Consider the following 12,322-nt stretch of genomic DNA (forward strand, 5'->3'; position numbering starts at 1 on the left):
TCAGGCGACCGGGGCGGGACCCGGGAGGTCGGCGCCGCCCAGGGTCAGTGGGAAGCCCGGCGGTATCACCAGGTCCTCGGGCGACAGCTCGTGGACCGAGGAGTGACCGAGGCCCAGTACCGCCGAGTCGAGGCCGCCGCGCAGGATGTCCAGCACGTTCGCCACGCCGGCCTGCCCGTTGGCGGCCAGGCCCCACAGGTAGGCGCGGCCGATCAGGACGGCTCGGGCGCCGAGGGCGAGTGCCTTCGCGACATCGCTGCCGCGCCGGATGCCGCCGTCCAGAAGGACCTCGACCTGGTCGCCGACCGCCTCCACGACGGACGGGAGCACGCGGATCGTGGCCGGGGTGGTGTCCAGGTTGTTCCCGCCGTGGTTGGACACGGACAGCGCCGACACCCCCGCGTCGACCGCCCGTCTGGCGTCGTCGACCCGGGTCACCCCCTTGAGGAGGAAGGGTCCGCCCCACTCGGCGCGCAGCCACTTGACGTCGTCCCAGGTCGGCGGCGCGGTCTGCATCCACTCGCCGTAGGCGCCGAAGAAGGTGGGCGACCGGCCGCCGGGGGCCCGCAGGTTGGGCACGGTGAGGTCGGGGAGTCGGCCGGACCGGGCGTACTGCCAGAGCCACTTGGGCCGGGGCAGCACATCGGGGGCGAACCGCAGCGCGGTCCGGAGATCGAGCTTCTCCGGTATGGAAGGGCTCCCCCAGTCGCGGCCGTGGGAGAACGACCAGTCCAGGGTGACTATGAGGGCCTTGGCGCCGGCCGCCCTGGCCCGGTCCATCCGCTGGACCATGGTGTCGCGCGTGCCGCTCCAGTAGAGCTGGTAGAAGAAGTCCGGCTGGGCGTCGGACACCTCCTCCACCGGCTTGCTCGCGAACGAACTGAGGCCCATGACGACGCCCCGGTCGGCAGCGGCCCGGGCGACGGCGACCTCGCCGTCCGGGTGGACCGCCTGCACCCCCGTCGGCGAGATGAGCACCGGCAGCGAGGTGTGCACGCCCATTACCGTCGTCGACAGGTCGCGCTGCGCGTGATGTCCCACGACGCGCGGGGCGAAGCCCAGTTCGGCGAAGGCAGTGATGTTGTCGTCGATGGTGCGCCCGCGCTCGGAGCCCGCAACCAGAGCGCCGTAGACCGAGCTCGGCAGCCGCCGCTTCGCCCGGCGCTGCGCCTCGGCAACCGTCTCGAACCAGGGGTTCCTAGGCATGTGTGGCGTCCTTTCCGGTGGGCGTCAAATCCATCCCGGCCAGCGGATGTTCGTCGCAGTCGCTCACCGGCGGCCTGCCGGGTGGGCGGCGGGTGAGGACGAGGTCCACCGTCCTGCGGGAGTGGTCACCGGACGGCTTCGGCACCACCGTCGCGTCCCGATGGGCCAGCAGTTCCTCGCCGTACCCCTGTACGCACTCCGGGTCGGGGCCGTCCAGCGGCAGCCCGGTGAAGAACTTCGCGGCCATGCAGCCGCCCTTGCACGTGTCGTAGAAGGCGCAGGAGGCACAGGCTCCGCCGTGCTGCGGGGTCCGCAGCCGCCGGAACAGCTCCGAGTCGCGCCACACCCCCGAAAAGCCGCCCGGCTCACGGACGTTGCCCGCGAGGAACTCGTCGTGGATGGCGAACGGGCAGGCGTAGACGTCACCGACCGGGTCGATCAGACAGACCACGCGTCCGGCACCGCACAGGTTGAGACCGGGCAACGCCTCGCCGTACGCGGAGAGATGGAAGAAGGAGTCCCCGGTCAGCACGTTGTCGCCGTGCGCCAACAGCCAGTCGTACAGCTCGCGTTGCTGCCCGGCGGTGGGGTGCAGGTCGTCCCAGACGTCGGCACCGCGTCCGGAGGGCCGCAGCCGGGTCAGGCGCAGTTGGGCGCCGAAGCGGTCGGCGAGCGCCTTGAAGGCGTCCAGCTGCGGGATGTTGTGCCGGGTGCAGACCACGGAGATCTTGAAGTTCCGCATTCCTGCGGCGGCCAGGTTCTCCAGCGCCCGCAACGCCGTGGCGTACGAACCGGCCCCGCGCACCGCGTCGTTGACGTCGGCGGTCGCGCCGTCGAGGGAGATCTGGACGTCGACGTAGTCGTTGCGGGCCAGGCGGGTGGCGGCCTCGGGGGTGATGCGGACGCCGTTGGTGGAGAACTTGACGCCCACGTGGTGTGCCGTTGCGTAGTCCAGGAGTTCCCAGAAGTCGGCGCGGACGGTCGGCTCGCCGCCGCCGATGTTGACGTAGAAGACCTGCATGGCCTCCAGCTCGTCGATGACGGCCTTGGCCTCCTCTGTGCTCAGCTCGCGGGGGTCGCGCCTGCCGGAGCTGGACAGACAGTGGGCGCAGGCCAGGTTGCAGGCGTAGGTCAGCTCCCAGGTGAGGCAGATCGGCGCGTCGAGCCCGTGCTCGAACAGGTCGACCAGCCGTGGTGTGGCAGCGGCGGGAGCGGTCATGGTGTCCTTCCGACGACCATCGACGACTGGACAAGGACGGCCAACGCCCGTCTGTAGCGCGGGAGTTCGTCCTCCCCGAGGCCCGCAGCGAGGCAGGCGGCGCGGGCCGTGGGCGCCTGTGCGAGGCACTGGACGACGGCCAGCAGGCGACGGTCCTTGAGGAACGAGAGTTTGCGGGTGCCGAAGTGGTAGAGCAGCGCACCGAAGGGTTCCGGGCGCACGGAGACCTGAGGGTGCAGGTCCCAGGCCCTGTCGAGGTCCACCGGGCGGCCTAGTAGACGCCGCACATGCCGTCGATGGAGACCTCCTCGACAAGGTCGTCGGCCTCGATCAGCGACTCCAGCGACTCTTCGGCAGGGGACTGCCCGGCCTGGATCCCGGTGGCCGGGACGGGCTGGGCGACGTGGATCTCGGTCATGCGACTCTCCCTGTACATCGCTCCCATCGGACTTCCGGAGAATAATGGCACCGGGTGCCGAAAGTGAAGGGGGCAGGCGCCACGAGAACTGCGAGGGACCCAGAAGAAGGCCAACTCTCCATGAGGCAGGCAGATATGACGCCCGACGTCATCGTCATAGGGACCGGCGGCAGCGGTGCGCCGCTCGCGGCCCGACTGACCGAGGACGTCGATCGCACCGTGCTGGTACTGGAGTCCGGCCCAGTACCCCGCCAACTCTCGGCGTTTCCGCCCGAGTTGCTGGACGCGCGACTCGTGCCCGGAGCGCGGCCCGGGAACCCCGCGGTGCAGCCGTACCCGGCGCACCTCACGCCGCGGCGGCCGTACACGGTCGTCCGGGGTCGCTTCCTGGGCGGCTCGACCACCGTGAACGGCGGGTACTTCGTGCGGGCCCGGCGCGAGGACTTCGACCGGTGGTCGGCGGCGGGCGGTGCCGCCTGGTCGTACGAGGGTGTGCTGCCCTTCCTGCGGGCCCTGGAGGCCGATCTCGACCACGGCGCCGACGCGTCGCACGGGGCGGCCGGCCCGGTGCGGGTGCGGCGCACGGACCTGCGGCACCCCGCCGCCACGGCCTTCCGGGACGCGGCCCACCACCTGGGTTTTCCGTCGGAGCCGGACAAGAACGCCCAGCAGGAACCGGGGTTCGGACCGGTCCCGTGCAACGCGGTCGACGGACTGCGCCTCAACACCGGCGTCAGCTACCTGCTCCCCGCGCTCCACCGGCCCAACCTGACGGTCCGGGGCGGCAGTACGGTCCATCGGATCGTCGTCGAGCACGGCCGCGCCACCGGTGTGGTCGTGGAACGCGACGGGCGCCGCGAAATCGTGGAATGCGGCGAAGTCGTCCTGTGTGCCGGGGCGTTGCGTTCCCCGCAGCTGCTGCACCTCTCGGGCGTCGGACCGCGCCGCGACCTGGACCGCCTGGGTATCCCGGTGGTCCGGGACGCCCCGTCCGTCGGTGTCCGGTTCGGCGACCATCCCCAGGTCGTCCTGGAGTGGACGCCCCGCTCGCCCCTTCCCGAACCGGCCGGCTCCTGGCTCGGCGGAGTCCTGCATCTGCCGTCGTCGGACGGTCGTCACCCGGGCGGCGACCTGGAGATCCTCCAGTCGCTCCTCCCCCTGTCCGCTCTGGCCGGCGGGACGGTGGCAGCTCCCGGCGCACCCCTCGCGTTTCTCGTGTCCGTGCAGTCACCGGGCCTCGGGGGCCGTATTCGCACCCGGTCCGCCGACCCCGCCGTAACCCCGGGCCTCGACTACCACTACCTGCGGACCCCCGAGGACAGACGCCGGATGCGCGAAGCGGTCCGCACGACCGCCGCGCTGCTCGCCGCTCCCGCCTTCGACAAGGTGTCCGCCGGTCCCGTCGAACCCGGCCCCGAGGTACTGGACGACGACCGGTCGCTCGACGCCTGGATCCACGCCCACCTCGGCACCTCCCACCACATGTGCGCGACGGTCCCCATGGGCCCCGCCGTCGACCCGTACGGGAGGGTGCACGGCGTACACGGCCTCCGAGTCGCGGACACATCGATCCTCCCCTCGGCCCCACTGCGCGGCCCGGCGGCGACCGCCGTCCTCATAGGCGAGCTGATCGCAGACGCGATGCGCTCCGCGCGTTAGGCGGTTGTCCGTCAGCGGGCCGGTGGGCAATACCCCGGTGCGGCACAGCGCCCCCCAAGGGGCGCGGGGAACTGCGCGACCAGCCACGACGGCGCCGCAGCGAACCCACGCCCCCTCGCCGCTCCTCCCGCGGAGCGCTCCTCACAGACCGCGCATCGTGACCCCGTCGAACCCAACGGCGAGCTGCCGTACGGCCTGATCCAGAAGCGCGCCGAGACTCGCCTCCTCGTCCGTCAGCCAGTGCTCGTACGCGGCGATGCACGCGGCCAGGGCCGCGTGCCCGAGCAGCCGCGGCATCAGGTCGGACACCGACAGGCCCATGCGCCGCGCGGCGAACTCCGTGACGAGCGCCCGCCACGTCGTGTAGCGCACGGTCGAGTCGGCCTGGAGCGTCGGCACCCGAAGGATCAGCGTCATCCGTTGCCGGTGCCAGGGCACCACCGCCGGGTCGAACCGGTTGAACTCGACCACTGCGCCACGCAGCGCGTCCATCATCGGGGCAGCCGGATCGGTCGCCGCCAGCAAGTGCTCAAGCCTCAGCAACTGGTCCTCGAAGTCGCCCCACACAAGGTCGTTCTTGGACGCGAAGTAGCGGAAGAAGGTGCGCCGGCCGATGCCGGCGGCGGCCGCGATGTCGTCGACCGTGGTCGCGTCGAAGCCCTGCCGGGCGAACAGCTCGAAGCCCAGGCGTTCGAGAGCGGCCCGCGAGGTCACCCTCGGGCGGCCCGTACGGCTCGCCCCTTCCCGGCCGTCACCACCGGCCCGGTACTCGGCCGACCGCACGCCCGCCGCTCCGCCCGCCACGCTCTCCCGCCGTCCCGTTTCAGCAACCACACCGCACATCATGCATCGGCCGAGCCCCCGGACACCCACCCCGGGGCACGCGGGGAATCATCGCAGGCGGGCCACTGTTGTCGCGTACGCCGGCGGCGGTACGAACACCCAGCACGAATCCCAAGGAGGCCGGGCGTGTACGGCGACCCAGCGACGATCCGCAAGATCCTGACCGAGCTCGGCGACACCTGGGCGATCGTGGGCCTGTCGTCGAACCAGCAGCGGGCCGCGTACCGCGTGGCCGAGGTGCTCCAGCGCCACGGCAAACGGATCGTCCCCGTCCATCCGAAGGCCGAGACGGTCCACGGCGAGCAGGGTTACGCCTCGCTGGCCGACATCCCCTTCGCTGTCGACGTCGTCGACGTGTTCGTGAACAGCGACCTCGCCGGCCAGGTCGCCGACGAGGCCACCACCATCGGTGCCAAGGCCGTCTGGTACCAGCTCGGCGTCATCGACGAGGCCGCCTACGACCGCGCCCGCGCCGCCGGCCTCGACATGGTCATGGACCGCTGCCCGGCCATCGAGCTGCCTCGCCTCGGCTGACCCTCGTACCGACCCGGTTCGGCGGCCTCACTGTGCCGGGCCACCCGCCCGACCCCGTCGCCGCAGCAGCAGGAGTCCGCCCGCGAGAGCGGTGACACCGGTCGCGGCGGTCCAGGCGACGACGTCCGTCGTACCGGTCGCGGCGAGGTCCTCGCCCTTGCCGCCCTGGGCAGTCGGACCGGCCGACGGAGACGCATCCGCTTCGCCGGCGCTCACGCTCTCCCCACCGGCGCTCGGGCCGGGGCTCGCACTCACGCGCGCGATCTCCTTGTCCCGGGTGAACGCCAGTGTCCCGAAGCCGAGTTGGTCGTATCCCCCGCTGTTGGGTCCGTAGTCACCGCCGCCGCCCTCGGGGGTCGCCCGGGCGGCGATCCGGGTCAGATAGGTGGCGGACAGGCCCCGGCGCTTGGTGTAGTGGTTGGCGATCATGGCCCAGATCGGGCGGGTCATCGCCGGGTCCACGCCGGCGGCACCGGTCGCGCTCTCGCTGCCCGACCAGCCGCCCACGGCACCCTTCCTGCGGGTGTTCGCCGTGTACGGCACCTCGCCTCCCATGCTCCACTTGGCCACGTACTGGGCGCCCTTGAGGAAGCGGCTGTCGTCGTAGCCGTACAGGTCGATGCCCTGGTTCCAGGCCATCTCGCAGACGGTGCCCATCAGGCCGACGCCGAGCAGCGCGTGCCCCTGGTCGCGGCCCGCCTCGACCCATTCGCCGAGCCCCTGGTCGTCGTACACGACCGGGATGGCGTTCTTGACGGAGCCCATGCCGGCGCCGTGCTTGAAGTACTCGACGGCCCGGTCGATCCTGGCGCGGTCGTCACAGAGGATGCCGATGGCCAGGACGCAGGCGATGGCCGTGAGGTCCCAGTTGGCCCAGTAGTTGGTGATGACGGCACCGTTGTGGTTGGCCAGGAAGTCCTCACTGAGCGGACAGAAGACGTCCAGCATCATCTTCTGGAAGCGGGCGAGGTCGAAGTCGGTGTGGTCGCGCACGAGTTCGGCCGCGTTGGCGAACTGGTAGCCGTACAGGCCCGCCGCGAGGAACCGGTCGGCGGAGCCCGCCACCGCGGTCAGCTTCGCCGACCAGGCGTTGAGGATCGCGACGGCGGTGTCCGCGTACGCGCTCTCACCGGTGACATGCCACCGCAGGGCGTTCTGATAGGCCGCGTGGATGTCGTTGTAGAGAATCGCGTAGTTCTGTGGAGATCCCGAACCCCGGTAGACCGTGGCCTGCGGGTTGGCCGTCCAGCCGCTCTGCGCATGGCGGTTGGCGGTCAGCCGTGCGAAGCCCGCCGTGTACGGCGCCGCACCGGCCTTCACCTTCTTCGCCATCCGGTCCAGATCCGTACGGGTGTGCAGCATGCCCGGGTGGACGAGACCGGCGCCGGCCGCGGTGGCCTGTGGGGCGGCGAGGGTCGTACCGACGGTGACGGCGCCCGCCGTCGCGCCGGTGAACTTCAACATGCCGCGACGGCTGATACCTGTGTTCAAAGCTCCGGTCCTTGGCTCTGGGGGGTGAGTTGCTCTCGGAGTTGCGGAGAGGAGACGCGTGCCGGGGCCGTCGATAACGAAAAGTGCGGTTGCCCGACCGTGGCGGGCGGCGGACATAATGTTCGGGTGACCTTCGCCTCACCTCCCCCCGATCTCACACCCAACTCCCCGTCCGCACAACGGTTTCCGGTGGTGATCGTGGGCGCGGGACCGGCCGGGCTCACCGTCGGGAACATCCTGCGGGCCGCCGGTATCGACTGCGTGGTGCTGGAGACGGAGAGCCGGGAGTTCATCGAGCAGCACCCCCGGGCCGGCTTCATCGAGGAGTGGGCGGTACGCGCGCTCCAACAGCGGGGCCTGGCCGACACGTTGCTGGAGCGGGCCGGTACCCACACGACGTGCGAGTTCCGGTTCGGCGGTCGACGTCATCGCTTCGAGTACGCCGAGCTGTCGGGCCACCGCCACTTCGCCTATCCCCAGCCGCTGTTGGTGACGGACCTGGTGCGCGAGTACGCGGACGTGCGCGGCGGTGACATCCGCTTCAGCGTGCGGGACGTGCTCGTCCACGACCTCGACACCGACCGGCCGGCGGTGTCCTACGTCTCCGCGGAGTCAGGCCAACGGGAGTACGTGCAGGGCGAGTTCATCGCCGGATGCGACGGGGCACGCGGGGTGACCCGTACGGCGATTCCGGCGGCGCACACCCGTGTCGCGCGGCACGACTACGGCGTCGGCTGGCTGGCCCTTCTCGCCGAGGCGCCGCCGTCCAACGACTGCGTGATGTTCGGCATCCATCCGCGCGGCTTCGCCGGGCACATGGCCCGGGGCCCCGAGGTCACCCGCTACTACCTGGAATGCCCGCCCGGAGACGACCCGGAGAACTGGCCGGACGAACGCGTCTGGGCCGAACTGCACGAACGGCTCGGCGCGTTGGGCGCACCACCGCTCAACGAGGGCCGTCTGATCGAGAAGCGCGTCCTCGACATGCACAACTACGTGGTGGAACCCATGCAGTTCGGGCGGCTGTTCCTGGCCGGCGACGCGGCCCATCTCACCGCGCCCATCGCCGCCAAGGGAATGAACCTCGCCCTCCACGACGCCTTCCTGCTCGGCGACGGACTCGTCGACTACCTCACGAAGGGCGACCCCGACGCGCTCAACGACTACTCGAAGGCGTGTCTGCGGCGCGTGTGGCAGTACCAGGAGTTCTCCCTGTGGCTGTCCGACATCTATCACGGGGCGTCGTCGGGCGACCCGTTCCGCTCCGGCACGACCCTGGCCCGTCTCCGCCGTATCCTCAGCTCCCCCGCGGCCGCAGCGGCTTTCGCCGACGTGTACATCGGCAAGGACGCCGACCACTGACCCCGGAATACGCGACGACCTGTACCTGCCGCGGGCTCACCAGCCCACGGCCTGCGGTCAGTTGATGCCCAGCCCGGCCACCACCACGGCACCGGGAAGCTCGGCGAACACCTTCCCCGGCACCAGCAGCTTGCCGCGCCGCGCCCGCTGCCGACCAGCACCCAGGGAAGGTCGATGACGGCCGGGTCGACCAACAGGGGCCAGGTGTCGGGGAGTCCGATCGGCGTGATGCCTCCGTACTCCATGCCGCTCTCCCCGACGGCCGTGTCCATCGACGCGAACGACGCCTTGCGGGCGCCGAGTGAGTTCGTCTAGGCAGTCCGGGGCGGGGGTGGCGGTGTCGAAGTCTCCGATGGGGGCGCGTATGACGGCACGCCGACAGCCGTGGGCCGCCGGTCCGGCCGGGCGTCTCAGCTCACCGGCGGGACCGACACCGACATCAGCATCTCCAGCGGTTCGGCGCCGTCATTGCCGTATGTGTGGGGGACGTTGGCCTCGAAGGTGGCACTCGCGCCCGTCGGGACACGGTGTTCGACTCCGTCGACCGTGAGCGTCAGTTCGCCCGCCGTGACGTGGAGGATCTCGAACGTGCCCGCGGGGTGCGGGTCGGAGGGGCTGCTGTCGCCGGGCATGAGGTGCCAGTCCCACAGCTCCAGCGGTCCCGGTGCCTCGGTGCCCGCGAGGAGCCGGTTGTAGCTGCCGGCGTCGGTGTGCCACAGCCGTACGGCCTGGTCGGCGGCGATGACGCGGACCTTCGGGCCCTGTTCGTGGTCGAGCAGGGTGGTGATACTGACGCCGAGCGCGTCACCGATCTTCACGACCGTGCCGAGGCTGGGGTTGGTGCGGGCCTGCTCGATCTGGATGAGCATCCCGCGGCTGACCCCGGCACGGGCGGCGAGCGCCTCCAGGGTGAAACCGCGCTCGGCGCGCCAGCGCTTCACGCTGCGCGCCAACGACTGGGTCAGCAGGTCGAGGTCCGACAACGTTCCGTCCAAGTTCTCGTCCGACACTCTTGTCTTCGGCCTTGTCTTCGGTGCCTCATCCTGCCGCACTCTCCTGAGTGCAAGATTTTGAATGACAAAGTTCAATTTCTTGCACTACCGTGTGGTGCACCGAACTGTTCACTCCACTGTACTGCGAGGCGTCCTCATGACCGCATTCTTCGCCCTGGTCACCAGCCTGCTCTGGGGGCTGGCCGACTTCGGCGGCGGCCTGCTGACCCGGCGTGTGCCCGCGTTGACGGTGGTCGTGGTCTCGCAGTCGATCGCGGCGGTCGTGCTCGGCACGATCGTGGTCCTGACCGGCGGCTGGAGCGAGGCAGGTCCGAGGCTCTGGTTCGCGGTCGCCGCGGGCGTCGCCGGACCGGTGGCCCTGCTCTCCTTCTACAAGGCACTCGCCCTCGGCCCGATGGGGGTCGTCTCCCCGCTCGGCTCCCTCGGCGTCGCCGTGCCCATCAGCGTCGGGCTCTTCCTCGGCGAGCGTCCCGGGCTGCTCCAGTTCGCGGGGATCGCGGTCGCCGTGGTGGGGGTCGTGCTCGCGGGCGGACCGCAGCTCAGGGGCGCGCCCGTACAACGGCAGGCGATCCTGCTCAGCCTGCTCGCGGCATTCGGCTTCGGCACGGTGTTCGCCCTGATCGCGGAGGCGTCGACCACGCTCACGGGGCTGTTCCTCGCCCTCTTCGTGCAGCGCGTGACGAACGTGGTTGTCGGCGGCGCCGCGCTGTACGTCTCGGTCAGGCGTGGCGGCGCCGCCCTTCCGGCGGGCGGCTTCCCCTGGCGCATGCTGCCCGCGCTCGGCTTCGTCGGCCTCGCCGATGTCGCCGCCAACGGCACCTACTCGATCGCCGCCCAGCACGGCCCGGTCACCGTGGCCGCCGTCCTCGCCTCGCTCTACCCGGTGGTCACCGCCCTGGCGGCACGCGGATTCCTCAGCGAACGCCTGCGCGCGGTCCAGGCGGCCGGCGCGGGCCTGGCGCTCGTGGGCACGCTCCTGTTGGCGACAGGCTGAACGGGCAGCCCCGAAGGGGCGCCCTTCAGGGGCGCGGGGAACTGCGCGACAAGCCCCCACCGAACCCGCGGAGTCCACACCGCACTACCCGCGGAGCGTCAGGCACCGCTCACCGCCGGATCAGGACTCGGCCCGGTCCGCGGCGCGTCCCAGCTCCGCCAGCCGCGCCACAGCCCCCTCGTCCAGCTCCGCCAACGCCCGCAGCTGGTCCGGGGTGGTCCCCTCCGGTATCGGTGTGGGGGCCGGTGTCCGCAGCGGTGGCCGCCAGCCCCCGGCCGGCGTCCAGCGGCGTACGACCCTGGCCGGAGCCCCCGCCACCACCGAGTGGTCGGGCACCGTCCCGCGGACCACCGCACCGGCAGCCACCACCACGTTCCGCCCGATCCGCGCTCCCGGCAGGATCACCGCGCCGGTGCCGATCCAGCAGCCCGGGCCGATCTCCACCGGCTCCATGCGCGGCCACTGCTTGCCGATGGGCTCGTGCGGATCGTCGTACGAGTGGTTGGTGGACGTCACGTACACGTAGGGGCCGAAGTAGCAGTCGCTGCCGATGGTGACCGTCGTGTCGGCGATGACATGGCTGCCGCGGCCGAGGACGACGCCGTCGCCGATGCGCAGGATGGGGTCAGGGCCGAGGTCGAGGTCCGGCATCAGGCCCGCCGTCAGGGTCACCTGCTCGCCGACGATGCAGTGGGAGCCGAGTTCGATCCAGGGTTCACCGAAGACGGTGCCCAGCGGGAAGGCGAGCCTGGTACCTGTTCCCATCGCCCGGAAGGCCAGCCGCCCGGGGTTCTCGGCGGTGACGGAGCCCGTGCGCTGCACCCAGGCCCAGCCCGCGTGCACCGCGCGCTGCGCCAGCCGACGCCGCCATGACGAGAACGTGTTCTTGGGCTTGGGCACCCGCACACCGTACTCACGGCCGAGCGGGCCCAGCATGCCGCACACCTGTGATCTTCGCCCCACGGCGGGTGGCGTACGGTCTGACGTACTTGAGGACCAGGAGGCGAAATGACGCACAAGGCGTTGGTCACCGGCATCGGCGGCAGGGAACCGAAGCTGGACGGGGACGTGTTCGTGGCGCCCACGTCCTCGGTGATCGGGGACGTGACCCTTCAGGCGGGTGCGAGCGTCTGGTACGGGGCGGTGCTGCGCGGCGACGTCGAGCGGATCTCCGTCGGCGCCCGGAGCAACATCCAGGACAACTGCACGCTGCACGCCGATCCGGGCTTCCCCGTGACCATCGGCGAGCGCGTCTCCGTCGGCCACAACGCGGTGGTGCACGGCGCGACGGTCGAGGACGACTGCCTGATCGGCATGGGCGCGACGGTACTGAACGGCGCGGTGATCGGCGCGGGATCCCTGGTGGCGGCACAGGCACTGGTACCGCAGGGCATGCAGGTCCCGCCGGGTTCACTGGTGGCGGGGGTGCCGGCGAAGGTACGCCGGGAGCTGACCGAGGAAGAGCGCCAGGGTGTGACTCTCAACGGCACGCACTACGCGGAACTGGCACAGGCCCACCGTCAGATCCACGAGTAGGGCACCTGCCCAGGGGTGCGGGCCGTGTCGATCTGCGGACCCGCGCC

At 71.1% G+C, this 12,322-nt stretch carries 13 protein-coding genes and 1 pseudogene; 5 read left to right on the plus strand and 9 right to left on the minus strand.

From position 1 onward, the window contains the following. Genes mftD through mftA form a run of 4 tightly spaced genes read right to left on the minus strand, consistent with a single transcriptional unit; the run spans position 1 to position 2,843 of the window. Positions 1–1,206: a pre-mycofactocin synthase MftD gene (mftD, locus tag OHN74_RS05755; RefSeq protein ID WP_327693456.1), complete on the minus strand. Its 1,206-nt coding sequence runs from the start codon at positions 1,204–1,206 to the stop codon at positions 1–3. Continuing rightward, positions 1,199–2,425, minus strand: coding sequence for a mycofactocin radical SAM maturase (gene mftC, locus OHN74_RS05760; RefSeq protein ID WP_327693457.1), 1,227 nt, complete (start codon positions 2,423–2,425; stop codon positions 1,199–1,201). The genes mftD and mftC overlap by 8 nt, the downstream gene beginning before the upstream one ends. Beyond that, on the minus strand, positions 2,422–2,688 hold the full coding sequence (mftB, locus tag OHN74_RS05765) for a mycofactocin biosynthesis chaperone MftB (RefSeq protein ID WP_327693458.1): 267 nt from the start codon (positions 2,686–2,688) through the stop codon (positions 2,422–2,424). Before mftB ends, mftC begins: the two co-directional genes overlap by 4 nt. Positions 2,689–2,696: 8 nt before the next feature. Next, positions 2,697–2,843 carry a mycofactocin precursor MftA gene (mftA, locus tag OHN74_RS05770; protein WP_327693459.1) on the minus strand — a complete coding sequence of 49 codons (147 nt, stop codon included), beginning with the start codon at positions 2,841–2,843 and terminating at the stop codon, positions 2,697–2,699. Between the two features lie 120 nt (positions 2,844–2,963). On the opposite strand from mftA, the gene mftG reads away from it, so the two are divergent. Continuing rightward, positions 2,964–4,502, plus strand: coding sequence for a mycofactocin dehydrogenase MftG (gene mftG / locus OHN74_RS05775; RefSeq protein WP_327693460.1), 1,539 nt, complete (start codon positions 2,964–2,966; stop codon positions 4,500–4,502). A 141-nt stretch (positions 4,503–4,643) separates the two neighbouring features. Here the strand turns inward: mftG and mftR are convergent, their stop codons facing one another. Next, on the minus strand, positions 4,644–5,336 hold the full coding sequence (gene mftR, locus OHN74_RS05780; protein WP_327693461.1) for a mycofactocin system transcriptional regulator: 693 nt from the start codon (positions 5,334–5,336) through the stop codon (positions 4,644–4,646). A gap of 135 nt (positions 5,337–5,471) precedes the next feature. On the opposite strand from mftR, the gene OHN74_RS05785 reads away from it, so the two are divergent. After that, positions 5,472–5,879, plus strand: coding sequence for a CoA-binding protein (locus tag OHN74_RS05785; protein WP_327693462.1), 408 nt, complete (start codon positions 5,472–5,474; stop codon positions 5,877–5,879). Positions 5,880–5,906: 27 nt separating this feature from the next. On the opposite strand, the gene OHN74_RS05790 is transcribed toward OHN74_RS05785, so the two are convergent. Then, positions 5,907–7,343: an alginate lyase family protein gene (locus OHN74_RS05790; RefSeq protein ID WP_327700002.1), complete on the minus strand. Its 1,437-nt coding sequence runs from the start codon at positions 7,341–7,343 to the stop codon at positions 5,907–5,909. A 153-nt stretch (positions 7,344–7,496) separates the two neighbouring features. On the opposite strand from OHN74_RS05790, the gene OHN74_RS05795 reads away from it, so the two are divergent. After that, on the plus strand, positions 7,497–8,732 hold the full coding sequence (locus OHN74_RS05795; protein ID WP_443060347.1) for a 4-hydroxybenzoate 3-monooxygenase: 1,236 nt from the start codon (positions 7,497–7,499) through the stop codon (positions 8,730–8,732). A gap of 57 nt (positions 8,733–8,789) precedes the next feature. On the opposite strand, the pseudogene OHN74_RS05800 reads toward OHN74_RS05795, so the two are convergent. Next, positions 8,790–9,034 (minus strand): annotated as a pseudogene (locus tag OHN74_RS05800) (YbaK/EbsC family protein); the annotation flags it as partial. Positions 9,035–9,142: 108 nt separating this feature from the next. Further along, entirely contained in the window at positions 9,143–9,715 is a 573-nt protein-coding gene (locus OHN74_RS05805) for a helix-turn-helix domain-containing protein (RefSeq protein WP_327700005.1), read from the minus strand. 166 nt (positions 9,716–9,881) lie between these two features. On the opposite strand from OHN74_RS05805, the gene OHN74_RS05810 reads away from it, so the two are divergent. Next, the gene (locus tag OHN74_RS05810; RefSeq protein WP_327693463.1) at positions 9,882–10,739 is read left to right on the plus strand and encodes an EamA family transporter; all 858 of its coding nucleotides are present in this window, start codon (positions 9,882–9,884) and stop codon (positions 10,737–10,739) included. 120 nt (positions 10,740–10,859) lie between these two features. Here the strand turns inward: OHN74_RS05810 and OHN74_RS05820 are convergent, their stop codons facing one another. Continuing rightward, the gene (locus OHN74_RS05820) at positions 10,860–11,639 is read right to left on the minus strand and encodes an acyltransferase (RefSeq protein WP_443060539.1); all 780 of its coding nucleotides are present in this window, start codon (positions 11,637–11,639) and stop codon (positions 10,860–10,862) included. 108 nt (positions 11,640–11,747) lie between these two features. Between OHN74_RS05820 and OHN74_RS05825 the strand changes: the two genes are divergently transcribed. After that, positions 11,748–12,275: a gamma carbonic anhydrase family protein gene (locus tag OHN74_RS05825; protein ID WP_327693464.1), complete on the plus strand. Its 528-nt coding sequence runs from the start codon at positions 11,748–11,750 to the stop codon at positions 12,273–12,275. Positions 12,276–12,322 lie beyond the last annotated feature (47 nt).

Origin of the sequence: Streptomyces sp. NBC_00459 (assembly GCF_036013955.1) — a bacterium.
Classification (GTDB): domain Bacteria; phylum Actinomycetota; class Actinomycetes; order Streptomycetales; family Streptomycetaceae; genus Streptomyces.

What these genes read in the sequence shown, in the direction of transcription:
- mftA (WP_327693459.1), bottom strand. Translation starts at nt 2,843, where the DNA reads ATGACCGAGATCCACGTCGCCCAGCCCGTCCCGGCCACCGGGATCCAG.
- mftC (WP_327693457.1), bottom strand. Translation starts at nt 2,425, where the DNA reads ATGACCGCTCCCGCCGCTGCCACACCACGGCTGGTCGACCTGTTCGAG.
- mftG (WP_327693460.1), top strand. Translation starts at nt 2,964, where the DNA reads ATGAGGCAGGCAGATATGACGCCCGACGTCATCGTCATAGGGACCGGC.
- OHN74_RS05790 (WP_327700002.1), bottom strand. Translation starts at nt 7,343, where the DNA reads ATGTTGAAGTTCACCGGCGCGACGGCGGGCGCCGTCACCGTCGGTACG.
- mftD (WP_327693456.1), bottom strand. Translation starts at nt 1,206, where the DNA reads ATGCCTAGGAACCCCTGGTTCGAGACGGTTGCCGAGGCGCAGCGCCGG.
- OHN74_RS05825 (WP_327693464.1), top strand. Translation starts at nt 11,748, where the DNA reads ATGACGCACAAGGCGTTGGTCACCGGCATCGGCGGCAGGGAACCGAAG.
- OHN74_RS05810 (WP_327693463.1), top strand. Translation starts at nt 9,882, where the DNA reads ATGACCGCATTCTTCGCCCTGGTCACCAGCCTGCTCTGGGGGCTGGCC.